Origin of the sequence: Variovorax rhizosphaerae, from assembly GCF_037889975.1 — a bacterium.
In the GTDB taxonomy this organism is placed as follows: domain Bacteria; phylum Pseudomonadota; class Gammaproteobacteria; order Burkholderiales; family Burkholderiaceae_C; genus Variovorax; species Variovorax rhizosphaerae.
Window position 1 is genome coordinate 167,472 of the sequence record NZ_JBBKZT010000010.1, and the last position, 23,682, is coordinate 191,153.

Consider the following 23,682-nt stretch of genomic DNA (forward strand, 5'->3'; position numbering starts at 1 on the left):
TTACATTGGATCAGTTACCCCCTGCCATGCTGTTCATGTTCCCTACGTCTCTTGTCGCACCCAGTCGCAAGGTATGGCTCGTGCCATTCCTGGCGCTGGCCTTGCTGCTGGCGATCCCGGCACGAGCGATGGGGATCACGGTGATCCAGGCCGATGACCTGCCTGCGCATGTCGAGTTCGTGCGGCAATTGAAGGATTCACAAGACCCGAGCGGAAATTTCATGCTGGTGCGCGTGGGTCCGCGGGGCACCGGGCCTGCCGCCAATGCGAACGCCGACGTGACGGGTGTCGAGGATGATCGTGTCGCCGGCGTGCGCACCCGCGGTGGACGGGCCACCGGCTACGGCAGCGGCGCCCTCCCGGCCTCGATCACCATCGCGGTCGGTATCGACGCCGCCCGGGCCGCGCTGGATCGGCCCGGCACCGAGCCGCTGCTGCTCGCGATGCTGAGCCGCCTCGACTACGAACGCCTCAAGGGCAACGCCGGGCTGCGCCGGGTCGATCGCCGGGTCGGCGTGCTGCTGCGCGATCCGGCCATGGCCGACGCGGTCGAGCTGGTGGACGCGGTATTGCCGCACAAGCGCCGGCTCGGCATGGTCGTCACCGATGAATCGGAACCGCTGCTGCAGGAGGTGCGCCGCGCCGCGCCGGGCTGGGACTTGCAGGTCGAATACGCGCCCGATCCGCGCTCGCTCGCCCGCGCGCTCAGGTCGCTGCTGCCCAGGAGCGATGCGCTGCTGGTGTTGCCCGACCTGATCGGCGACGACCAGGCCGCCACGCTGGCGGTGCTGCGCGCCGCCGCGACCGCGGGCGTGCCGGTGTTCGGCGCGAACGACGGGCTGGTGCGCTCCGGCGGCCTGGCCGCGGCCGTATCCACCCCCGCCTTGCTCGCCCGGCAGGCGCGCGTGCTGGGCCGCAAGGTGATGGCCGGAGGCGGCAGCGGCGGCGCGCTGGTCGAGACGGCCACGCCGGCGACGGTGCGGGTCAACGTCACCGTCGCGCGGGCGCTGGGCCTGCGCCTGCCGGACGAGCGCGAGCTGACGGAACGCGTCACGGCGGTGCGATGAAGGCCCGCAGCAACGGCCAGACCGTCCGCAACGGGGTGCGCAGCACCGAATCCGCCTCGGTGCAACCACAGCGCACGCCGCTGGTGGTACGCGGCAACCTGCAGCACGACCTGCTGCGGCTGGGCCTGGTGCCCTGCGCCGTGGCGGCGCTGGCGCTCACCACCTGGTTCACGCAGAGCCGGCTCAGCGCGCTGGACGCGTCCTTCAATGCGGAGGGGCAGGCCGTGGCGCTGCAGGTGGCCGCGATGTCGGACCTGAGCCTGTACGCGGGCGACTTGCCGGCGCTGCAGAACGTCGCCAATGCCGCGCTGCGCGGCGGGCAGGTCACGCGCATCGAGATCAGCAACAGCGCCGGCGTCTACGTCAACGCCGGGCGCAACACGGCGCCGGTGGACCGGCTGCGGGTGTACACCGCGCCCGTCACCCTGCGCGAAGCCTCGCGCGCCACGGCTTTTTCGCCCGAGGGAACGAGCACGGCCGGGCAGGCCCCCATCGGACTGGTGCAGGCCTTCCGGGACACCACGACCTACACGCGCCAGCGCACCGTCTGGCTCATGATGGGCATCGGCATCGCGTTGCTCACGCTGCTGCTGGCCTGGGCTGCGGTGCGCCACATGGCGCGCACCGTGACACGCCCCTTGCGCCGCATCTCGCGCACCGTGGCGCAACTGGAAGCGGGGCAGTTCGACGCGCGCTGCGAAGTCGTCGGCAGCAAGGAATCGCCCAAGCGCGGTCATGAACTGGCCTGGCTGGCGCACGACATCAACCGCCTGGCCGAACGATTGCAGCGCAACCAGCAGATCAGCGAGGAGCGCGTGCGCGAGGCCACCTCGGTGGCACTGGAACGCATGGCCGAGGCCGAGCAGGCCGCGCTGTCGCGCGCCCGCTTCCTGGCCGCCGCCAGCCACGACCTGCGCCAGCCGCTGCATGCCATGGGCCTGTTCATCGACGGCCTGGTGCCCACGGCCACCGCCGCACAACGCCCGGCGGTGCAACGTCTGCAGGAAAGCACCGGCTTCATGGGCGTGCTGCTGGACGACCTGCTGGAGATCTCGCGGCTCGACGCGCAGGTGCTGACGCCGAGCATGACCACCGTGCCGCTGGCGGGCCTGTTCGACCAGCTGGCGGCACAGCATGCCGCGCAGGCGGCCGAGGCCAATGTGCGGCTGATCTGGAAGCCACATGGCCTGGCCGTGCGCAGCGACCCCGCTTTGCTGCAGCGCGTGCTGGGCAACCTGGTGTCGAACGCGATCCGGCATGCGCCGGAGCGGACCGTGATGGTGGTCGCGCGACGCCGCGGCGAAGACGTCGGCATCGAGGTGCGCGACAACGGCGTGGGCATCGCGCCGATCCACCAGGCGCGCATCTTCGAGGAGTTCTACCAGGTGGCCAACATCGAGCGCGACCGGCGCCAGGGCTTCGGGCTGGGGCTGGCGATCTGCGCGCGCATCGCGGCACTGCTGGGCACCCGCATCGCGCTGCGCTCCGCCCTGCAGGCGGGCAGCACCTTCTCGCTGAAACTGCCGCGTGCCGAGGGCGTGCCCGCGTCGGTGCGGGCGCCCGAGGCCAAGCCGCTGACGCAACTCGCCGGCCTGCGCTGCCTGGTGCTGGACGACGACCCGGTGATCCTGGACGGCAGCCGCACGCTGCTGTCGCAATGGGGCTGCCGCGTCGACTGCGCGGCCACCGCAGCCGAGGCGCATGCCTTGCTGGCCAACCCGGAGAACGCCTTCGATGCCATCCTGTGCGACCTGCAACTGGCCGGCAACGACGACGGCTTGACCGTGATCCGCAACGCCCGCACGCTGCAGCCCGACGCCCTGGCCGTGCTGATCTCCGGCGCGACCGGACCGGACGTGCTGCAGCGCCTGCGGCAGGAAGGCGTGCTGCTGCTGACCAAGCCGGTGGCGCCGGCGAAGCTGCGGGCCTTGCTGTCCACGCGGCGGGTGGCGGTGTCGGCCTGACCATGCGCGACCCCGGAGCACTGCGAGACATCCGTCCCTTCATCGCCACGCCCAACTACGGCGGCATGCTCAGCTCGATCTACGTGCGCAGCCTGCTGGGGTTGGTGAATCTGGCGTGGACGCACGGCTTCTCGATGCAGACGCGCTTTCTGGATGGGGACAGCCTGGTCACGCGGGCGCGCAACCGGCTGGTGGCCGAGTTCATGGCCGACCCGCGCTGGACGCACCTGTTCTGGATCGATGCCGACATCGGCTTCGAGCCCGAGGCCGCGTTGCGCCTGCTGCTCGCCGGGCGGGAGGTCGCGGCCGGCATCTATCCCTTCAAGACCGATGGCTGGCCTGCCGAAGGGCTGCGCTCGCCGATGCCGGTGGGCAGCACGCGCGCCGACTTCGAAGCCCGGCACGCGCAGTTTCCGTTCAATGCATTGCGAGAGGCGCGCACGGTCGATGCGGACGGGTTCGTCGAAGTGCTGGATGCGCCCACAGGCTTCATGCTGATCGAGCGCTCCGTCTTCACGCGGCTGGCCGAGGCCATGCCGGAACTGCGCTACACGCCCGACAGCTCGCTGGACACGCGCGCCGCCGATTGGCCGCACTACCGCTTCTTCGACGTGTTGGCGGAGCCCGGCAATGGGCGCTACCTGACCGAGGACTATGCGTTCTGCCGGCGCTGGCAGTCCATCGGCGGCCGCGTGTTCGCGGATGCGCAATCGCGGCTGGAGCACCAGGGGCTGCGGACTTATACGGGGGACTTGCAGCGGGCGTTGGCGGTGCGGGCGGGGCGGCCATAGCGTTCGAGCTGGAAGTTCGTCCAGTTAGATTTGATTTGCCTGTTGCCAAGGCGGGTAGAGCCCAACTGATGCACTTGCAAGACGGGCAGCGAGGCTACCCGTATCAACACTTCCAGGAAATGGGGCTGGCCTGCCGATTTGATGTCGCTTTCATAAACAATGCCGCGAGCAACGACGCGACGGCCAGGAAGCCGGCAACGCGCCGGCGCTGTGACAGACCGCTAGAAATCCGCACACCCATTGCGCCGATCCGTATTGACGCAATTCAACAGGTTCGGCCGCGAGCGCACGCGTGACCATTCGCGGGCGAGCACGTCGCCGCTCTGTCCCGCGCGGTCGCCGTCGAGCGCGCCCGTGGCCAGGCAGATCGGCGCCTGGCCGAGGTTGCGGTCGTAGACATAGGTGGTGGGCTCCTCGCGCAGCACGTCGGGCTTGGGCAGGCCCGAGAAGTCCGTGCGGGGGGGGCGGGGCGGTTCGACGATCGGCGGCCGGATGATCGGCGGCTCCGAGATCGGCGGCTCGACGACGGGCGGATCGATGATCGGCGGCGGCGGTGGTGGCGGCGGCGGTGGTGGCGGCGGTGGTGGGGGCGGCGGCGGGGGCGGCGGAGGAGGTGGCGGCGGCACCGGCGCCTGCGTCACCGTCAAGCGCCCGGGCGTGACACTGAACGCATAGCCCGCCGGCGACACAAAGTTGACGCCATCGATCGTGTAGACACCGGGCGGGCTGTTGCGGTCGGCCGTCGACGAGGGGTTGCCGCTGAATGCGGCATTCGTGTCGCCGAGGATCAGGCCGCTCACGCTGAAGACGAAGGGCGGGTTGTCGGTGCCTTCCACGCGTGACGCATCGGCGATGGCGACGCCGGCCGTCGGTTGCTGCGCGTAGATGAAGTGGTTGTCGGTGGGCGACACGCTCACCGCGCACAGGCCGAGGAAGGCGCAGCTGTAGTAGTTGGGCAGCGGTCCCGAGCCGGCCAGCCCGCCGCGCGTCTCGCCAACCCAGGTGTTCGCCCACACGCGCCACGGGGCGCCGGTGATGGTGAAGTTGCCCGGGTTCTGGAAGGTGGCCGCCGCGACCAGGTCGGCCGAGGTGGTGCTGCTCACGTTGCCGGCCAGCACCAGGTCGCCGGTCAGGGTGCGCACCAGCACCTGGTCGGCCGCCATCGAGGCGGTTGTGACGGGCTGCGGCAGGTTGCCCGCGGCATCGAATCCCGTGACCGAGACCGAGCCGATCGCGACGCTGTCGGCATCGAAGTACCTGAAGATGCCGGCCGCGCCGCCACCGACCGTGTCGGCGCTGACGTTGTTGGCCGGGTTGTCGAGCAGCACATTGCCGCCGGTCGACAGCGCCAGCAGCTTGCCCGCGGTGATCGGCGCGCCCGCGGCCTGCGTGATGTTGCCGCCGCTGATGAGGCCGATCTGCGTGCCCGACACCGGCGCATCCAACGTGATGTTGCCGCCGCCGCCGTTCTGCAGCGTGAGGTTGGCGATGTTCAGCGCGCCGACCACGTCGATGTTGCCGGCATGCGCATTGCTGCCGACCACGAGGGTCGGTGCCTGCATGCGGGTGAGTGTGTCGGCCGAGATGGCGAAGCCGGTGGCCGCCGTGCCGCCCAGCGTGATCGGGTTGGCGGTGCGATCGACCGGCGTGACCACCAACGCGTCCGCCGTGCCCGCCACATCGACGCCGCCTGGGCGCAGGTTCAGCACCGTGCCCGCGATGACGCTCGGTCCCTCATCGCGCGCGCCAACCGACAACGCATCGACGGTGCCGGCGTTCGCGGCGCGCAGCACCACGACGTTGTTGCCCGTCACGAGCGCACCGGGGTCGCCCGGGATCTCCTGTTCGGGCAGGGGCTCCGTTGCCGCCGTGAGCAGCACGCCGGCTGCGGTGCCTCGTGTTTCACCGGTGATGGCGATGTTGCCGGTGCCGGTGGAGGCGACCAGCGAGCGGGCGCCCAGCATCACGCCATTGTTGTTGTCGGCCGCAATACCGACCGGATTGGCCAGCCGCAGGCCATTCACCGTGATGTTGCCGTCCACGCTTTGCACGGTCGCCGTCGCGCCGGAGAACGCGCCGGCGTCGATCAGCACGCCATGCCCCGGCGTGGAAAAAGTGTTGGCGGCATAGCTGCCAACACCGGTGAGCGTGATCCCGCCGCTGGTCGTGGAGATGCCGGTGGGGGCCTGGTTGGTCGTCACCACGATGCCGGCACCGACCGTGCTGGTGCCGAGCACGTCGACGTTGCCGGTCGAGGCAGTGATGGTGGAGGCATTGATGAGCACAGCGCCCGAGGTCTGCAGGAAGGCGGTCGGGGTCCGGCTGTCACGCCCGGTCAGCGAGACGTTGCCACCCGGGTTGGCATCGATGCCGCCGGAGTAGGTATTGATGCCCCCTTCGTCGGTGCCCGTCACCGTGTTGCCGCCGCGCGAGTCGATGGTCGCACCGGCGATGCAGACGGCGCAGCCGCCGAAGTCCTGCTGGCCCAGCGCGCCCTTCATGCTGATGGTGCCGCCGTTGCTGTAGATCGCGGCGCCGTTGAAGATGCTGACCGCTCCGGCTGCGCCGGTGGCCGCGGCGGAGTTGTTGGCATCCGCATTGAGCGCGACGTTGAGCGGATCGGCGCCGTAGCCGGCGATGGTGCCCCCGAACATCGAGATGCCGCGGTTGGCATTGAGCGTGAACGTGCGCGGGCCCTTGTCGCCCGCGTAGACGATCTGCACGTTGTTCATCGTGATCGCCCCACCGGCCGCCGGACCGCCGGTGCCGGTGTTGATGGTCACGTTGCTGGTGACCAGTGCGCTGTTGATGTCGCCGTCCTGGATGACCGAATCGATCAGTGGCGTGAACACGTCGCCACCCAGGCCGCCGCCGCCTTCGCCGTGGTCGATGGTCACGTTGAAAGGGTCGATCAGCCACGTGCCCGCCTTGCCCGCCGGCGCCGAGGCGTCCACCGCAATCCCCTGGACGTTGAATGCACCGCCGGACGTTTCGATCTGGCCGCCGTTGCCCCCGTTGACCCCGCCCTTTGCCTCGAACACGCCAAAGGCCTTGATCGTGTTGTCGCCCTTGGCGGTGATGCTGCCGCCATCACCCGTGAGCCGGGAGGCACTGGCCACCATGACCGCGGTGTTATCGAGCTCCAGCACGCCGCTGCTCTCCGGGCCGGCAGCCCCGATCGCGTGGACGTTGATGGTGCCGGCCTTGCCTGCGCCGCTGCTGTCGAGCGCAACGACTTCATCACCGTCGCCGTTGCGGATCAGGATGTTGCGGCCCTCGACCACGATGCTGCCGCCCGGCTCGGTGGTGCTGGCCGTGCTCAGGAGCACGCCGATGTCTTGCTCGGTGAACCCTGCCACCAAGAGCGGCGGCCCGCCGAGCGGGGTGCAGCAGGCATCCATCCTCACGTTGCCGCCCTGGCCGTCGACCGTGAGCTTGCCGCCTGGCGTCGTCATCTGCCCGCCGTTGATGTCGACGGACCAGGCGTTGCCGAAGTTGGTCTGCACCACCGGCCCGTCTGCGTCGATGATCTGGAACTCCTGGCTGCCTGTGGTGCCCAGGATCTTGAGCGCCTTGCCGCTGCCTGCCGCGATGTTGGTATCGGTCAGGCGCACGCCGGTGCCGGCCCCGAAGGTTTGGCCCAGGTTCGCCGTGGTCGCGGTGACACCGCCGATGTCCGCGGCCGTCCCGTCGAGCGTCACATTGCCGCCGGTGGCAATCGGGGTCGCGCTGATCGTGATGCCGTTGCCGGCCGCCGTGGGACGCGCACTGTCCCCCGCAGCGTTGCGCGAACTGCCCAGGAGCGAGATGTCGCCCGTCGAGGCGCTGATTCCCGAGGGGATGGAGATGTTGGCGCCTTCACCGTCGAGCGTGGCGGCACCCACGAGGATGCCCGAAGCGCCGAGGCCGCCGCGTCCTTCCATCGCAATGTTGCCCGACCCGGCGGTCACGGTGCTGCCGCTGATGAAGACGCCCTCGAGACCAAAGCCGAGCGCCACATTGCCCAGCCCCACTGCAAACGATTGGCCTTCGCCGCGCATGTTGATGTTGCCGCCGGCATTGCAAGTGTCCTGGCCCATGCCGCATGTCGATACCGTGCTGCGGTTCAATTCGATGCCCGAGCCGTGGGCCTGCAGTGCAGGCTCCTCGCCCGAAACCGGGATCGCCGAGCCGATCGCGCGCCCCGTCCCCGGCTTGCTTTGCCCATAGAAGCTGATGTCACCGCCGTTGGTCTGGATGGTGGCGCCCATCACGGGATTGCCGCCTTCGTCGGTCGGCATGTTCGACGAGCCCAGTACGATGCCGCCGCGTTGCTCGCCGAATTGAGTGACTGCCGGTGGGGCATCGGATCCGGCGGAGTCGGAATTGAAATTGACATTGAGGGCGCCCGACTTCGACACGATGCTGGCGCCGTTATCCATGACGACATTGCGCTGCGAATTGACAGTGAGGGTGGCCGCGCCGCCCGCGTCCTTGAGCACCTGGCTGTTCTCCACGAAGATCACGCCCGCGCCCGGTGAATCGTCGTCGACGGCCGCCTTGCTTTCGAGGACCACGTTGGTCCCCTTGCCGAGCGTGTCGCCGATGGTCTTCGTGTCGACGGTGCTGCGTTGCTTGAAGCCGATGATGTCGTCGGGCGAGCGCACGCGCAGGTCGGTGTCGGCGCTCAGGGTCCAGCTTCCGTTGGCGCCGTTCGCGCCGCCACGGGCATTGATGCTGACGGCCGGATCCACGGTGACCGTATAGCCCTTGGTGGTGATGGTGCCGCCGCTGCTCTCCGCATCGGCCGCGCTGGCATCCAGTACTCCGCCGACCAGTACAGCGGCCCCTTGTCCGACGCCCTCCAGAACGATTTCGCCGTTGCGCAACTGCATCGATTGCGCGCGGATGGTTCCACTCTGGTTGACCACGGTCGGCGTCACCTGCGAGGGGCTCAGCGCAGCCAGCATCGTGACGCGGCCACCAGGCGCTTCCAGGATGCCGGTGTTGGTCGCCAGGGCCTTGGCCGTCGTGGAATCCGCCGCGACAGTGAAACGGGTCAGCCCGTCGCCCTGGAAATCGATGCTGACGCTGCTTCCCGCCAGCAGGCCAATGCTGCTGCCCTGCGCCACGCTGATCTGGCCTTCATTGCTGACTTCGGCGCCGACCAAGGCGATGGTGCCCGGGCCGGTGGTCTTGAAATCGACGGACTTGTTGATCACCGTGGCGCCCGCCACAGCGCCGCCCGAGAACGTGAAAAGCGTGTTCTTGCCGTTGATGATGTCGCCGTCGGCCACGTCCAGTGTCGACGCAACGAGGCCGCCGACGCTGATCTGCGAGCCGGCCGAGAAGGTCACGCCGTTCGGGTTCACCAGGAACACATGGCCATTGGCCGTGAGTGAGCCACTGATGTCGGATGCCTGCTTCCCGGTCACGCGGTTGAGCATCACGCTGTTGATGCCCGGTTGCTCGATCGTGACGCCGAAGTTCTTGGCGATGCTGAAGGTCTGCCATTCGGCGACGGCACGGTCCGACGTCCTGATCGTCATCGATGTCGCGCCCACGGGTGCCTGCGTCAGGGCAGCGTTGCAGGCAATACCCGCAAGAATGCAGACGCTGCCGTGTGGCACGGCCAGCCCGGTGGGCAGGCTCTGCGCATGAGCCGACACCATCCCGATGCATGCCATCGACAGTGCGAGCGGTCGCAGGTGCAAATTGTTCTTGCGTTGCTTCATGTCTGGCCTTCTTCCCTTTTCCTGGTCCGACCGCGGTCAGAAACTTTTTTGCGCCTGCACATAGAAGCGCGGGTCGCTTCTGCCGCCGTCGGTGGTGGCGCGCGGCGTGCCGTCGCGCCATGCGAGGGTGGCGTTGATCGAGAAGTTGCCGGGCCGTGACCACGACACGCCGAAGCCGGCGCCGCGCAGGCTGTGCCAGGTGCGGCCGTCGAAGAGGGTCGGGCCCTTGACCGTCTTGCCGCGCGCCGCGTCGTAGAACAGGAAGGGCGTGATCTCGTCGTTGTAGGACCAGCGCCATTCGGCCGTGCCGATCAGCCCCTGGTCGACCAGCACCTCGCCCGAGGGATAGGCCCGCACCGCGCGGGCGCCGCCGAGCGCCAGCTTCTCCGAGGCGTCCAGGTTCTTGCTGGCGAACTGGCCGCCCACGGAGATGTAGAACGAATGCCGCGGGATGATCGCCTGCAGCCGCGAGATCTGCGCCGTCAGCTTCGTGAAATTGCCCTCGGTGCGATGCCCGGCCTCCAGGCTGTCGTTGAGCTTGCTGGTCGGATCGCGCAGGCTCAGGTCGCCCATGTAGAGGTTGCCGGAGCTGGCCGTGTAGCCGCCGCCGAACAGTTCGTCGCGCCGCTCCCAGGTCCAGCCCAGCCCGAAGCCCTCGATGTGCTTGTGCGAGGTGACGTCCACGGCGCGGTACTCGTCGGTCAGGTCCTTGCGGTCCACCGACAGGCGCAGGAACAGGTTCTGCTGGCGCTGCCGGATCAGCGGATAGCTCAGCGAGAAGTCGTACACGTTGGCCACGCCATGCGCGTCCAGCGGCTCGAACTGCCCGCCGAGCTCGTAGTTCACCCGCGCGATGCCCAGGCCGGCACGCACGCCGCTGGTGCCGATCGGCGCCTCGTACGACAGCCGGCCGAACTGCAGCTCGTTGCTGTTGGACAGCAGCACGCGCGCATCCAGGTTGTCGCCGATGCCCAAGGGGCTGAGCCAGCGCACCGTGCCCCCGATGCGGTAGCGGCCCGACTCCTCGGTGCCGTGGTTGTCGGCCTCGGCCTGGAAGGCCCAGCGCCGCGCCGGCGTGACCTCCACCGTCAGGTCGCTGGTGCCGGGCGTGAGGCCTTCCTGCAGGCCCGAGCCCACGCGCGAGCCGGGCTGGTCCGACAGCAGCAGCATCGCGCGCTCGTAGCTTTGCGCATTGACGGCCTGGCCGGGCACCAGTCCCGCCAGGAAGCCGCGCACGCGCGCCTCGCTGATCGGCGCATCGGGGGCGACCAGCACGTCGACCGTGCCCAGCTTGCCTTCGATGACGCTGATCTCGACCACGCCTTCCCGCACCGTCTGCACCGGCACCACGGCGGTCGCCAGGAAGTAGCCGCGCGCGCGGTACAGGTCGGTGATGGTCTTGGCGAGCGCCTCCAGGTCGGCCAGCGCCACGTCGCGGCCGATGTAGGGCTGGGTGGCGGACTTGAGCTCATCGGCCGACAGCGCGTTCGCGCCGTTGAAGTGGATGTCGTTGAGGCGGAAGGTCGGCGCCGGGGCGGGGGTGCGCGGCAGGTTCTGCGGTATCGCCGCGCCAGCCGGGGGGCGCGCGGCCTGCGCGACCTGGGTGCTGTTGTTGCCGTTGTTGCCGTTGTTGCCGTTGTTGCCGCCGTTGCCGCTGCTGCCGCTGCTGTCGCTGTTTCCGCTGCTGCCGCTGTTGCCACAGCTCCCGCAGGGATCGCTGGTGGGCAGCAGTTCGGTGTTCGCCGTGCCCGCGGCCGCCACGGTGGTCGCCTCCTCGGCATGCACGCGTTGCGCCACGAACACCAGTGCGGCGCCGATGACCAGGCTGCAGGCCACGGCCACCTGCCGGCGCTTTGCGCGCAAGGGGAGCGAAGCAGGCGAAGCGGCGATCTTGTTGTTGTCCTGGACTTGCATGCTCAGCTTCCGACGGTCAGGCGCCAATTGCCGATGAGGTTGAACGGGGCCCAGAAGAAGGGGTGCGACATGCTGGGGTTCTTCAGCACGGCCAGCTGGCCGGCCTGCATCGCGTGCTGGATGTCGCGGCCCTTGGCCAGCTCGGCATACAGCGCGGTCATCAGCACCTCGGTCGCGTCATCGGACACCGACCACAGCGAGGAGATCAGGCTCGAGGTGCCGGCCGAGAGGAAGGAGCGCGTGAAGCCCAGCACCTCGTCGCCGGTGGCCACGCGGCCCAGGCCCGACTCGCAGGCCGACAGCGTGACCAGCGCGCTGCGCTGCAACGGCAGATCGAGGATCTCGTGCGCTTCCAGGAAGTTCTGCTTGCCGCCCTCGTTGGCCAGCAGGATGCGCGAGTACAGCGGGTCGATCTGGTCGGCCTCGGCATGCGCGGCGACGTGGATCAAGGGCGAGCGGCCGGCCGCCTCGCGGAACTGCGTCTTGGTGGCGGCCGAGCCCATGTAGACGTTGTTGCGGGGGAACGCGGCGGCGATCACCTTGACCTCGGCGGCGGCGCCCGGCAACTCGTGCTGGTCGTCGATGCGCGGATTGCCGAAAGCGGTGAGTTGCGCGTCGACGCGCGGCGGCGTGCTCTGCGCCAGTTGCACGGCGATGCTCATCGAGGGCGCCACCGACACCGGATGCGTCTCGATCACGTACTGGTTGTTGAGCCGCAGCGCCTGGAACGGCAGGTAGTGCAGCGGACCGTGCGGCACGAAGATCAGCCGCACGCCCGGCGGCAGGTTCAGCGGGGCCAGCAGCGCGGTGCCCAGCTTCTCGGCATTGACGACGGTGTTGCGGCGCGCGCGCAGCACCTGGTTGCGGAAGCCGTCCACCAGTTCGTTCAGTTCGTCGCGCGTGACGGCCACGCTGAAGGACTTGATTTCGTTCGGGCCGACCACCCACACCTGCAGCCGGTCGCGCAGCGAATGGAACTCGACCACGCGTTCATCGGGCTTGAGTGCGCGCTGCAGCGTGGGCAGGTCGGCGGTGGCGGTGGCCTCGTCGCTGACACGGGCCCGTCCGCGCACCGCGTCGAGCAGCGCCCGTGACCGGCTGCGCTCGCTGACCTCGAAGGCCGCCCGGGTGTCGCCGACATCACTGTAGATGTTCACGCCGCGCTCGAACACCTGCTGCAGGTCGGAGAACAGGCCCATCTTGAATTCCTCGCTGCGGAACTTGGAGCGCACGCCGTCGACGCTGGCGAGCGCCTTGCCCACGGCCACGGAGGCCGCCGCCTTGTCGCCGCGTGCCTGCTCGGCGCGCGCCACGCCGTCCCAGGCCCAGAGCTGGTAGTAGCCGGAGTCGGTGCCGACCGGGCGGGTGGTGAGCTGGCGGTACAGCGCCACGGCTTCGTCGGGCTTCTTCTCGGCCAGCAGCAGGCGCGCGCGGGTGCGCTCGACCTGGGCCGCGAGTTGCGGGTCCGCCGGCGGCGTGAGTTGGTCGAAGAGCTGCCGGGCACGGGCTGTGTCGCCGGATTCGATCAGCGCGTTGACCAGCGAGGATTGCACCAGCGGCGCATAGCGCTCGGAGCTGTTGGCCAGCGCGGTCTCGTAGCTGCCGACGGCGGCGGAATAGCTGCCGCGGCGCGTCTGCACGTCGCCGATCACCTTGTGGGCCGGGCCGACGACGAGCTTGGGGTCCCTGGATTCGTAGCGCAGGGATTCGCGCGCGAATTCCTCGGCCTTGTCGAGCTGGCCGGAGTAGCTGTAGACGATGGCCAGGTCGCGGTTGGCCATGGCCTGGAGGTCGGGGTTGTTGGTGGCCTGCGCCAGGTGCAGCGCCTTGCTGGCCGCGCGCACGCTCTGGCGGAACTCGCCCTTGTCGGCCAGCGCCACCGCCTGGCTGCAGTACTGGTAACCGGAGAGCTTGATGTTGTCGTTCGCGTAGAGCACGGCACCGTCGTTGCTCAGCGCAAGGATGGTGTCGGTGTCGGCGAGGCGGGCCTTCTCCTGCTGGGCGGCGATGGCCTCGGCGTCGCGCGCAGGTTGCTGGCGCGGGGTCTGGGCCGTGGCCCAGGGCATGCCGAGCAACGCGGTGGCCACCATGGGCGCGGCCCACCAGCAACGGCGCTGTGCACGCGGCGTGCGCCGCCGCAAGAGTCTAGAGAACCACGTCATTGGACCCCCGGCGCGATCTGCATCCGCGCAAGTTCAGGCGCCTCCGTCGCCGCAGAAGTGCGCGCCTCTCAGACCTTATGGGGAAAGTCTAGGAGGGGGTCGACGACCCGGCTATTCGCAAGAAGCCATACGGCATATGGCTTAATCAATCGGGAGGAAATCACGGGCGGCAGAGCGGGGAGGGGCTATGCCCTGCCCTCTACGCCGGCACTGCATCCACGTTCGCCCGGTCCCAATGGCGGTGCCTGGCAATCGCCGCAATGAAGGCCTGCGCCACCTCCTGCGCCGCCGTGTTGTCGCCGAGGTTGTTGACCGGCGTGGCGGCCACCACCACGCCTGCGGGCGCCGCTTCCGTGCCAGGCCCGATGCCCAGCGACGCGAGCAAGGCGACGCCCTCGCCCACCGTGCAGATCGCCTTGCAATGCTTGTACGCCTCCAGCACGAAGTGCACCGCATCGCCGTTGCGCGCCATCGCCTCGGCGCCTTCCTTGCCGGCCGGCACCAGCACCGCGTCGAACATCACCGACGGGCTGTTGATGAAGGTCGCATCGACGTCGATCTGCCGCTTCGATGCGCTGGTCACGCTGCCCAGGCGCGGCCCGACCACCTTGCATTGCGCGCCCGCATGCTCGATGGCTTCGCGGATCGGCTTCAGCGAAGCGGAGTCGATGCCATCGGCCACGAGGATCGCGACCTTTCGGGTGCGCACCGAGCCATCGCCCGTGCCGGCCATGCTGAGCGCGGGCGACTCCTCGACGGCCATGTGGATCTTGAAGTCGCGGAAACCCGCACGGCCCGCTGCGGCCTTGGCATCGGGCGCGCCGATGCCCAGCGGCTCGGCCACGCGGCGCGCGAGTTTCTCGTCGACGTGCGCCAGGTTGTCGACCATGCGCTGTCGGATGGCCGGCACTTCCAGCTTGGACAGTTCGAAGCGAAAGGCCGCGATGATGTGCTCCTTCTCAGGCGCGCTCTGGCTGTTGAAGAACAGGCGCGCCTGCGTGAAGTGATCGTCGAAGGAGGGGCTGCGGCGGCGCACCTTGGGCGGATCAATCTCCTCGGGGAAGGACTGGAAGCCCTTGCTGCCGCCGTCGACGCGGAACTCCTGGCCGCTGGCCAGCGAGTTGGGCTCATAGGCGACCTGGCCGCGCGCGATGGTCTGGCGGTGCATGCCGTCGCGCTGGAAGTTGTGGAAGGGACACACGCCCTTGTTGATCGGCAGCTCGTGGAAGTTGGCGCCGCCCAAGCGGGAGATCTGCGTGTCGGTGTACGAGAACAGGCGGCCCTGCAGCAATGGGTCGTTGGTGAAGTCGATGCCCGGCACGACGTGGCCCGGATGGAACGCGACCTGTTCGGTCTCGGCAAAGAAGTTGTCGGGATTGCGGTTGAGCACCAGCTTGCCGATCTTCTGCACCGGCACCAGTTCCTCGGGGATGAGCTTGGTCGGGTCGAGCAGGTCGAAGCCGAGCGTGTGTTCCTTTTCCTGCGGGATCATCTGCACACCCAGTTCCCATTCGGGGAAGTCGCCGTTCTCGATCGATTCCCACAGGTCGCGGCGATGGAAGTCCGCGTCCTTGCCGGCGATCTTCTGCGCCTCGTCCCAGGCCAGGCCGTGGATGCCGAGCTTGGGCTTCCAGTGGAACTTGACGAAGTGCGACTCGCCGCTCGCGTTGACGAAGCGGAAGGTGTGCACGCCGAAGCCTTCCATCATGCGCAGGCTGCGCGGAATGGCCCGATCGCTCATGGCCCACATCAGCATGTGGGTGGTTTCGGGCATGAGGGAAGCGAAGTCCCAGAAGGTGTCGTGCGCGCTGGCGGCCTGCGGCATGCCGTGGTGCGGCTCCATCTTCACCGAGTGGACCAGGTCGGGGAACTTCATCGCGTCCTGGATGAAGAACACGGGGATGTTGTTGCCGACCAGGTCGTAGTTGCCTTCGCGGGTGTAGAACTTGACGGCAAAGCCGCGCACGTCGCGCACCGTGTCGGCCGAACCGGCGCCACCGGCCACGGTCGAGAAGCGCACGAAGACGGGCGTTTTCTGCTGCGGGTCCTGCAGGAAGTCGGCGCAGGTGAACTGCGACATCGACTTGTAGACCTGGAAGTAGCCGTGTGCCGCGGAGCCACGCGCATGCACCGCACGCTCCGGGATGCGCTCATGGTCGAAGTGCGTGATCTTCTCGCGCAGGATGAAGTCTTCCAGCAGCGTAGGGCCGCGCACGCCCGCTCTCAGCGAGTTGTGGTTGTCGGGGATCTGCAGGCCCTGGTTGGTGGTGAGCTGCGGCACGGGATCGACCGTGTAGCCCGCCAACTGCTCCTGCTTTCCATTGGCCGCATCGGCGGCGGCGGAGGATGCCTTGGGGCGACGACCGCTGGCGGCCTTGTTTTGTGGCGTCATGAGAGACCTTCTTTTTTGGAGAGAAACAGCGTGCCCCAGGGCACGTGCGAAAGATGCGAATCAACCGGCTTCGGTGTCGGAATCCATGAGCAGGGCAACCCCGTTCACAAAGGCCGCGGCGCCGACAAGTGCGGCCAACAGGGCCACCGCCCACACCAGCGCGTCGTCGACCCATGCGCCACCCAAGCCACCCAGACCGTCCAGCCATACAGAAAGCTCCATGAAATGCTCCATTGGAAAGTTGAACAATCGATCAGGAAGGATTCGCACACCGCCGCAGCCGGCATGCCCTGCGAGCAAGCAGGGCAGCAATATTCACGGCGAGCAGGTCAAAAGTTCGTAGTGGCCCGGCGTCGCGCCCTGTCAGCACCCAAGGCCGAAGTGAGTAGGAGATGGCCGACGCACATGCGCGGTCGCCTACGCGAACTCGCGCCGAGAAGCTCCCACGCCATGCCCTCGGCGGACTACGATGGGTCGCATCTTCGGGGCCGGCATCAATCGTGCGTGCGTCCCTCCCACCCCACCAACAACCAGGGAAGCGCGTCATGCACATCCAGATCGGCTACGACATCGAGATCGGCGTCAGCGCCCCCACGGCATTGATCTACATGCTGCAGGTCCACCCCTCGCGCGAGGGCGACCTCGTGGGCCGCGAGAACATCACGCTCAGCCCGCCGCTGCGCACCGACCACTACCTGGACGCCTTCGACAACCACTGCGCCCGCGTGCAGGTGCCGCAGGGCGTCAACAGCGTGCGCTTGCGCAACCGGGCGGTGGTGTACGACACCGGTTGGGCCGATCCGGTCGACTACGGTGCGCAACAGTGCGCCGCAGCCGATCTTCCGGTGCCAACGCTCATGTACGTGCTGCCCAGCCGCTACTGCGAGGTCGACAGCGAACTGCTGCCCTTTGCCTGGAACCAGTTCGGCAACACGCCGCTGGGCTGGCACCGGGTGCAGGCGATCTGCGACTGGGTGCACAACCACCTGCAGTTCGACTACCAGCGCGCCCGCGCCACGCGCACCGCATTGGACGGCTACCGTGAAGGCTACGGCGTGTGCCGCGACTTCACGCACCTGGCCATCACCCTGTGCCGGTGCATGAACATCCCGGCGCGCTATGTGACGGGCTACCTCGGCGACATCGGCGTGCCGGCGGTGCCCTACCCGATGGATTTCAGCGCATGGTTCGAGGTGTGGCTGGGCGACCGCTGGCACACCTTCGATGCGCGCCACAACACGCCGCGCATCGGGCGCGTGGTGATCGCACGCGGACGCGACGCGGCGGACGTGCCGATCACGATGGTGTTCGGGGCAAACTCGTTGCAGCGCTTTGAAGTCACCACCGAGGAAGTGTTCCTGGAGATGGCGGCCTGAACGACGGCGACGGGCTCGGACAAACCTTCAGGTCAGTTTTCCATGACGCTGGCGCGTGACCCGTGTCGCATGAAACCAGGGCGATGCCTGTTCGTGGGCACCCGCGGAACCGGCTTTGCCGGGCCGCTGGGTGCGCCCCCTTGAGGGGGTGCGCCGCAGGCGCTGCGGGGGTGGGTCAAGCCGCGCGGCCGGTCGCGACGCCCGGCCAGAACTCGGGCGTGTCCCGGATGACCCACTGCCGACCGAGAGACTGCAGGTTGATCTGGGCCTGCGCCGGACCGAAGCGCGGCGGCGGCCCGCCGCGTCCGAAGTAGCGGATCTTGTCGCCGATGGTCGCGCCCGGCAGCGGCAGCGGGACCATGGTCTGGTGGAAATACTCGACCAGCGCGCGGCGCTGCACGTGGAAGTGCCAGTTCCCCCCGCCGCCGCGATAACCGAACACCGTGCCCTGCGTGCTCATCAGCCGCATCGCATCGACCGACAGGACGCCGACCTGCGCCGGCGCCTTGCCCGCGACTTGCAGCGCCGGCAGGCTCAGTTCGAAATTGGCTTCGTCCGCCGAGCCGGGCGTGATCATGTAATCCTGGGCTTCCAGCTTTCGGGAGGGGGTGAGCCCGGCCGCGGCGAGGATCCGCTTCGGCTTCGTGCCGTCGTTCGCGAAACGCCGGTCCATCTCTGCGTACTTCATGAGCCAGTCGAGCCGGCGCTTCTGGTCGGGCGTCAAGGCGCCAGCCGCACCCGCGTTGGTTCCGACGGCGTTCAGGTGGGTCACCGACGGGTTGGCCGCCGTGCCTTCGACGTAGATCGAGCACCCGTCCACCAGCGCAGTCAGGAAGAAGTCGTCGTTGGCCAGCGCCTGCTTGTTGGTCAGCGTGATCCGGTGGTGCTCGTCGTTGTTGTAGGGGAGGTAGTAGACCGGATTGCCCCCGCCGTGGCTGCTGCCGATGCTGATCTTGCACGGCGCGAGGCAGTTGGCCGAGACCACCCCGGCATTGGCTGTGGCGTCGGCGGCGACGTCGAAGTGCAGCAGGCGGAGCGACGAGTCGACCGTGGCGCGGCCCGTCGCGGCGTTGCCCTTCTCGTACGCCCTGGGCAGCGGCGCACCCAAAGGTGCGGGTGTGGGGTTCGCCTGGGAGCCCAATCTCGTCACCGGATAGCGTTGGAGGAAGGCCAGGGCGCCCAAGTTGTTGAAGGTTGCAAGAGATGTCACTGCCTCGCTCCTTGGATGAAAAAACCAGCTACAGCTTGCGGTCGCTCGTCACCGCGAAGTAGAACCACTCGGTGCCAGCGGTGGCCTCCGGGTTGGGGAACACGATGAAGCCGTCGCGATCGGCTTTCAGGACAGTGCCATCGGCGCGCATGCCAATGACCTCGCCGGCGGCCACCGGGTCGAAGGTGGCCCATTCGCGCGAAAACTGGTCTTCGTCGTCGAGGCGGTCGGTGACGCTGACCAGGCGCAGCAGCACCGGCGGCTCGCGTTCAGGCGCGGGCTCCGACACCATGCCCAGCAAGCGTAGGGCCGCGTGGATGGCCTGGTAGGCGACCTCGGGTGCGTTCGGGTCCTCATGCTGGCCGCATTCCAGCGTGACGCCGTAGCCGCCGCGACTGCGCATGTATTCGTTGGTGCCCCAGCCGTAGGCCAGTGCCGATTCGTCCAGCGGCTCGCCGGGGTTGCGCTGCTGCAGGCCGGCCGCATAGATGTCGAGCCAGCCCTCGACCACTCGCGTGGTCCCGAGTTGCAGCGCCAGCCGGCCTTCTTCCTGCGCACGCGAAAAGGGCTCCAGCGTGCCGTCGTTGTTGCGCGGGCCGATCATCGCGAAGGCATCACCGGCGCTCTGGAAGGAATGCAGGTCGAGCAGCACGTCGTTCTGGTCGAGCAGCGGGCACAGCACGTCGGTGAGGCGGGCTTCGTAGTCGGCGGGCTCCTCGCCCTCGGGCGTGGGCTGGAACAGGCGGTTGAGGTTGCGCTCGCCCTCGCGCCGCAGCAGCCGGCGTGCCAGCGGGTTGGCCACCGGCACCATCGTCAGCGTGCCCCGCAGCAATGTCACGCTGCCCTCGTCCAGCTCCGCGCGCAGGCGCTCGATGCCGACGGTGCCGCAGGTCTCGTCGCCATGCACGCCGCCCATCACCATGAAGCGCGGCCCGGGTTCGAGCGCGGCGAAGGCGTGGATGCGCAGGGTGTCGGGCTCGGGGGTGGGTTCTGGTTGGGGCGTTGGCATCGCAGGGCATCCTACAACCGAGCGCCCGCGGCTCCTACCCCCCACCGACGCGCCATGTGCGACACCCTTGGACAAACCCAGGAGCAAACGATGGCCACCACGAAACCCAAGGACAGAGAACGCGGCAAGACGCACGTCGAACAAGAGGGAGAAGCGGTGCCCAAGTTGCCGCACGAGCACGACCAGTCCTCCGACAGCCAGCAGAACCAGGACGGTTCGGCGCCGGAGATCGGTCGCCAGGCGCTGGAAGACATCGAGAGCGGCAAGGTGGACACCGACCGCGGGCCGGTCACGGACAAGGTCTACAACGAGAAGGTCAAGCGCTGACGGCCTGACAACCGTGCATGCAGGCGGGGCGGTGAGATGAATGCGAGTCCATCCACCGCAGTGGCCTCAGGGAAAACGCTCCCGCCCATCGATTGAAGATTTGGCCATCGCCGCATAGGCTCGCGGCGATGGAACGACTTCCCCCGCTGAATGGCATCAAGGCCTTCGAAGCCGCCGCGCGGCACCTGAGCATCACCCTCGCAGCAGACGAACTGAGCGTCACGCCGGGGGCGGTCAGCCGTCAGATCAAGTCGCTGGAGGAATCGCTCGGCATGAAGCTGCTGGTGCGCGGGCACCGGCAGATCTCGCTGACGCGCCAGGGCGGCGAGTACTTCAAGGCCGTGACCCAGGCCTTCGATGATCTCAAGGAGGCCACGCGCAAGCTGCAACGTCGCAGCCCGCGCAAGCAACTGAAGATCCGCGCTTACACCACCTTCGCGATGCGCTGGCTGATCCCGCGGCTGTCGGGATTCCAGACGGCCAACCCGGGCATCGAGGTGCTGCTGACCGCGTCGCTGGACGAGGTGGACTTCAAGAAGGAAGACATCGACGGGGCGATCCGGCTGGGCGACGGCCAGTGGCCCGGCGCGCACACGCACAGGCTGGTGGACAACATCCTGCTGCCGGTGGCCGGGCCTTCTTTGCTGAAGAGCGGGCCGAAGCTCAGGAAGCCGGCCGACCTGAAGGCCCACACGCTGCTGCACTCGATCGCGCGGCCCGACGACTGGGCGCATTGGCTGGATGCGCATGCGGCCCGCGCCGGCATCGATGCACGCTCGGGTATGACCTACCAGAGTTCGGCGATGTCGTACATGGCCGCGGCCGAGGGCCAGGGCGTGGCGATCGCGCAGCGCTTCTTGATCGAAGGCGATCTTCGCGAGGGCCGGCTGGTGGCGCCGTTCAAGCAGAGCGTGGACATGGGCGATTACACCTACTACCTGCTGACGCCTGCGCATCGGGAGGAAGGCAAGAACATGAAGCTGTTTCGCGAGTGGTTGATGGCGCAGCTGGAGGCTGGCGCGGGCCAAAACCACCCCAATCTGCGGTGAGGGAGTCTGCAGGACCGCGGCCACGCGGTCCCATTTCCCAGCCGAAAAAGCACTGTTGATCAACGTGCCGGCGCGGCACGGGCAGTGACACGGCCGGTCCACATTGTTGTGGATGGCAGTTGGTCCGCGCACGCTTACGGTAGCGCCATTCAGAGCAACACCGGAGACCGTCATGGAGACAGAGGAAGAGCGCAAGGCGCGCGAGAAGAGCGAAAAGGAATCGGTGGAGCGGGCCGTGCAGTTCAAGTACGCAAAGTGGGCGGTGGCGCTGGCGCTGGTACTGCTGTACGGGCGCCTGTGGCCATGTATTGCTTCGTCGGAGTTGACCGGGGCAACGCATGGGCATGGCGGCTGGTATTGCCCGAGCCTGTAGCGAGCGCGTCCTACGAGTGCCCTGCGGACGTTGTAAAGGCGCCGGTGGCAGCGCCGCGGGCGGCCACCCGTGCACCGCAGCGGGGGGCCCGCGCTGTTGCTGCCGCCGCAGTTCCCGCTGCTGCGCCGGTGGCAGCGCCGCCCGTTGCCAATCCGGGGTGCCGCACATTGACGACCGTCGAACGCAACTTCCTCGAGCAAGCCGAGAAATGGCTGGTCACCGTCGGCAACTTCCATCTCGAAGTGGCGCGCGACCTGTTCAAGTGGCAGTTCCTGGCGACGCTGTCAGGACTCGTGGCCGGCGCCTTGACCGCTGCGTCCCTGCTGGTCATCGCGCTGCAGGGGCTCCCGCAGGCGCAGCTGTGGATGAAGGCAGTGTTCGTGGTGTGCAGTGCCTCGGCGGCGTTCTGGGTCGCCACGCCGCAGGTCTACCGCTACTCGCAAAACCAGGTCGTTGCGCTCAAGGGCTACTCACTGGCCACAGGAACGCTATGGCAGTTGCGCGCGGTGCGCGCAGGCAGCCTCGATGGCGAAGGCAAGTGGCTGGACAGCGGGCGCTTCGTGAGCGGGTTGCCGGCGAAGCTGAGCGAGATCGGGGCGTTGTCGTTGAGCTTCGATGAAAGTAAGACGAGCATTCCGGAACTCAAGGTACCTGGTACGCGCAGCTAACGTGGTGCGCCCTCAAGGACCGGCGACATTTCAGGCCCCCACGAAGCGCGGCACGCGCCGTTGCGCGAACGCCTCCTTGCCTTCGCGGCGATCTGCGGAATCGCGCAACGTGCCCCAATAGAGCTCAGTCAGTTGCTGCGCATCCGCATCGCTGAGGTGCGCGGTGCTCCTGGCCAGCCGCTTGACGGCCTGCACCGCCAGCGGCGCGTTGCCAGCGATGCGCAAGGCCAGCGCCGTCGCGCGATCCACCAGTTCAGCCGGCGCGCACAGCTCCGACACCAGTCCCATCTGCTGCGCCTGCGCCGCGTCGATGCGTTCCCCGGTCAGTGCCATCTGCATCGCATGCGCGGCCGGCACCGCACGCATCAGGCGATGCACGCCCGACACGCCGGGTATCGAGCCGACCGCCGCCTCCGGCAAGCCGAAGCTCGCCGTCGTCGACGCGATTCGCATGTCGCATTGCAGGGCCAGTTCCAGCCCGCCGCCCAGGCAGTAGCCGTTGATGGCGGCGATCACCGGCTTGTGGAGCTGGAGTTCGGCCAGGTCCATCAGGCGAACATAGACGCCGAGCTGGGTCGCGATCTCCGTCGATGCGAACAGACCCTGCGCATAGCTCGCCTGCGTTGTGGGTGCGCCCTTCAGGTCGGCGCCGGCACAAAAGGCTTTCTCCCCCGCGCCGGTGATGACAAGCACGCGCACCGCGTCGTCGTCGCGCGCCTCGGCGATGCGCGCGCGCAGTTCGCGCAACGCATCGATGCTCAGCGCGTTGTGCGCTTGCGCTCTGTTCAGCGTGAGCCGTGCCACGCCGTCGTGCGTTTCGTAAAGGACGTTGCTCATTTCGATACCTCCGCGCTGCACGCTTCGGTGCGAGCGCCTTCGGGCGGCCGGGCGGCACTCATGGCCGCCTCACACGCTCGCCGACGACAGGCTGCGCCCGCCGCAGACATACAGCGTCTGTCCCGTGACATAGGAGGCCGCGGGGTCGAGGAAGAACTCGATCGCCAGCGCAATGTCGTCCGGCGTGCCGATGCGCTTGACCGGCACCGTGTTCTTCAGGTTCGTCTGCACCTCGTCGGTGAAGGTGCGAAACAGCGGCGTGTCGACGATCCCCGGCGCCACCGTATTCACCGTGACGCCCTTGGCCGCGAACTCGATCGCCAGGCTGCGCGTGAGGCTGACCACGCCACCCTTGGCCGCCGAATAATTGGCCTGCCCGAAGCCGCCCAGCCAGGCCCGCGACGAGATGTTGACGATGCGCCCGAAGCCGCGCTCCACCATGCCGCCGAGCACTGCGCGGCAGCAGAGGAATTGCGAGCGCAGGTTGGTGTTGACGACCAGGTCCCAGTCGTCGTCCGTCATCTTGAGGAAGCGCGTGTCGCGCACCGCCCCGGCGTTGTTGACGAGGAAGTCGACCTTGCCGAAGTTCGTTGCGACCGTCGCCACTGCGGCGTTGACCTCGGCAGAGTTCGTCAGGTCGACCTGCACGCCGATGACGTCGAGGCCGTCACCGCGCAGTTGCGCCACTGCGCCATCCAGCCCGGCTTGGTCGCGATCGAACAGCGCCACTTTCATGCCCTGTCGCGCAAGGCGTTCGGCGATGCCCAGGCCGATGCCGCGTGCAGCGCCGGTCACCACGGCCACATGATTTATGTCGAATCGGGCCATG

At 68.2% G+C, this 23,682-nt stretch carries 17 protein-coding genes; 8 read left to right on the forward strand and 9 right to left on the reverse strand.

The genetic code is table 11. The features are described from left to right. The first annotated feature begins 80 nt into the window (after window positions 1–80). From WKW82_RS22070 to WKW82_RS22080, 3 genes are read left to right on the forward strand one after another with little or no spacing between them, the layout of a single operon-like run. Window positions 81–1,067, forward strand: a complete 987-nt coding sequence (locus WKW82_RS22070; protein ID WP_340344485.1) for an ABC transporter substrate-binding protein — start codon at window positions 81–83, stop codon at window positions 1,065–1,067. Continuing rightward, window positions 1,064–3,031: an ATP-binding protein gene (locus WKW82_RS22075; protein WP_340344486.1), complete on the forward strand. Its 1,968-nt coding sequence runs from the start codon at window positions 1,064–1,066 to the stop codon at window positions 3,029–3,031. The genes WKW82_RS22070 and WKW82_RS22075 overlap by 4 nt, the downstream gene beginning before the upstream one ends. A 2-nt stretch (window positions 3,032–3,033) precedes the next feature. Next, window positions 3,034–3,822 (forward strand): hypothetical protein, encoded by a 789-nt coding sequence (locus WKW82_RS22080; protein WP_340344487.1) that lies wholly within the window; start codon window positions 3,034–3,036, stop codon window positions 3,820–3,822. A 221-nt stretch (window positions 3,823–4,043) separates the two neighbouring features. Here WKW82_RS22080 and WKW82_RS22085 read toward each other — a convergent pair whose 3' ends face one another. The 5 genes from WKW82_RS22085 to WKW82_RS22105 all read right to left on the reverse strand — a co-directional run bounded on the left by WKW82_RS22085 (window position 4,044) and on the right by WKW82_RS22105 (window position 16,226). Further along, the gene (locus WKW82_RS22085; protein ID WP_340344488.1) at window positions 4,044–9,536 is read right to left on the reverse strand and encodes a beta strand repeat-containing protein; all 5,493 of its coding nucleotides are present in this window, start codon (window positions 9,534–9,536) and stop codon (window positions 4,044–4,046) included. 36 nt (window positions 9,537–9,572) lie between these two features. After that, on the reverse strand, window positions 9,573–11,450 hold the full coding sequence (locus WKW82_RS22090) for a ShlB/FhaC/HecB family hemolysin secretion/activation protein (RefSeq protein ID WP_340344489.1): 1,878 nt from the start codon (window positions 11,448–11,450) through the stop codon (window positions 9,573–9,575). Between the two features lie 2 nt (window positions 11,451–11,452). Further along, window positions 11,453–13,540, reverse strand: a complete 2,088-nt coding sequence (locus tag WKW82_RS22095) for a CHAT domain-containing protein (protein ID WP_340344490.1) — start codon at window positions 13,538–13,540, stop codon at window positions 11,453–11,455. A gap of 271 nt (window positions 13,541–13,811) precedes the next feature. Next, a complete protein-coding gene (katE, locus tag WKW82_RS22100) occupies window positions 13,812–16,004 on the reverse strand; it encodes a catalase HPII (RefSeq protein WP_340344491.1) in 2,193 nt (730 codons plus the stop codon). Window positions 16,005–16,064: 60 nt separating this feature from the next. Beyond that, complete coding sequence (locus WKW82_RS22105) at window positions 16,065–16,226, reverse strand: hypothetical protein (protein WP_340344492.1); 162 nt, start codon at window positions 16,224–16,226, stop codon at window positions 16,065–16,067. Window positions 16,227–16,549: 323 nt separating this feature from the next. Between WKW82_RS22105 and WKW82_RS22110 the strand changes: the two genes are divergently transcribed. Continuing rightward, complete coding sequence (locus WKW82_RS22110) at window positions 16,550–17,380, forward strand: transglutaminase-like domain-containing protein (RefSeq protein ID WP_340344493.1); 831 nt, start codon at window positions 16,550–16,552, stop codon at window positions 17,378–17,380. Window positions 17,381–17,555: 175 nt separating this feature from the next. Here WKW82_RS22110 and WKW82_RS22115 read toward each other — a convergent pair whose 3' ends face one another. Together WKW82_RS22115 and WKW82_RS22120 are read right to left on the reverse strand one after the other, a co-directional pair. After that, complete coding sequence (locus WKW82_RS22115) at window positions 17,556–18,590, reverse strand: hypothetical protein (protein WP_340344494.1); 1,035 nt, start codon at window positions 18,588–18,590, stop codon at window positions 17,556–17,558. A 28-nt stretch (window positions 18,591–18,618) separates the two neighbouring features. Continuing rightward, a complete protein-coding gene (locus WKW82_RS22120; RefSeq protein ID WP_340344495.1) occupies window positions 18,619–19,599 on the reverse strand; it encodes a succinylglutamate desuccinylase/aspartoacylase family protein in 981 nt (326 codons plus the stop codon). 90 nt (window positions 19,600–19,689) lie between these two features. Between WKW82_RS22120 and WKW82_RS22125 the strand changes: the two genes are divergently transcribed. From WKW82_RS22125 to WKW82_RS22140, 4 genes are all read left to right on the forward strand, one after another. Further along, window positions 19,690–19,926 carry a hypothetical protein gene (locus tag WKW82_RS22125; RefSeq protein ID WP_340344496.1) on the forward strand — a complete coding sequence of 79 codons (237 nt, stop codon included), beginning with the start codon at window positions 19,690–19,692 and terminating at the stop codon, window positions 19,924–19,926. Window positions 19,927–20,054: 128 nt separating this feature from the next. Further along, window positions 20,055–20,975 carry a transcriptional regulator GcvA gene (gene gcvA / locus WKW82_RS22130; protein ID WP_340344497.1) on the forward strand — a complete coding sequence of 307 codons (921 nt, stop codon included), beginning with the start codon at window positions 20,055–20,057 and terminating at the stop codon, window positions 20,973–20,975. Between the two features lie 172 nt (window positions 20,976–21,147). Next, on the forward strand, window positions 21,148–21,348 hold the full coding sequence (locus WKW82_RS22135) for a hypothetical protein (RefSeq protein WP_340344498.1): 201 nt from the start codon (window positions 21,148–21,150) through the stop codon (window positions 21,346–21,348). Between the two features lie 167 nt (window positions 21,349–21,515). Beyond that, window positions 21,516–22,016: a hypothetical protein gene (locus WKW82_RS22140; RefSeq protein WP_340344499.1), complete on the forward strand. Its 501-nt coding sequence runs from the start codon at window positions 21,516–21,518 to the stop codon at window positions 22,014–22,016. Between the two features lie 30 nt (window positions 22,017–22,046). Here WKW82_RS22140 and WKW82_RS22145 read toward each other — a convergent pair whose 3' ends face one another. Further along, window positions 22,047–22,853 (reverse strand): enoyl-CoA hydratase/isomerase family protein, encoded by an 807-nt coding sequence (locus WKW82_RS22145; protein WP_340344500.1) that lies wholly within the window; start codon window positions 22,851–22,853, stop codon window positions 22,047–22,049. Window positions 22,854–22,922: 69 nt separating this feature from the next. Next, window positions 22,923–23,681, reverse strand: coding sequence for an SDR family NAD(P)-dependent oxidoreductase (locus WKW82_RS22150; protein WP_340344501.1), 759 nt, complete (start codon window positions 23,679–23,681; stop codon window positions 22,923–22,925). Between the last annotated feature and the right edge of the window lies 1 nt (window position 23,682).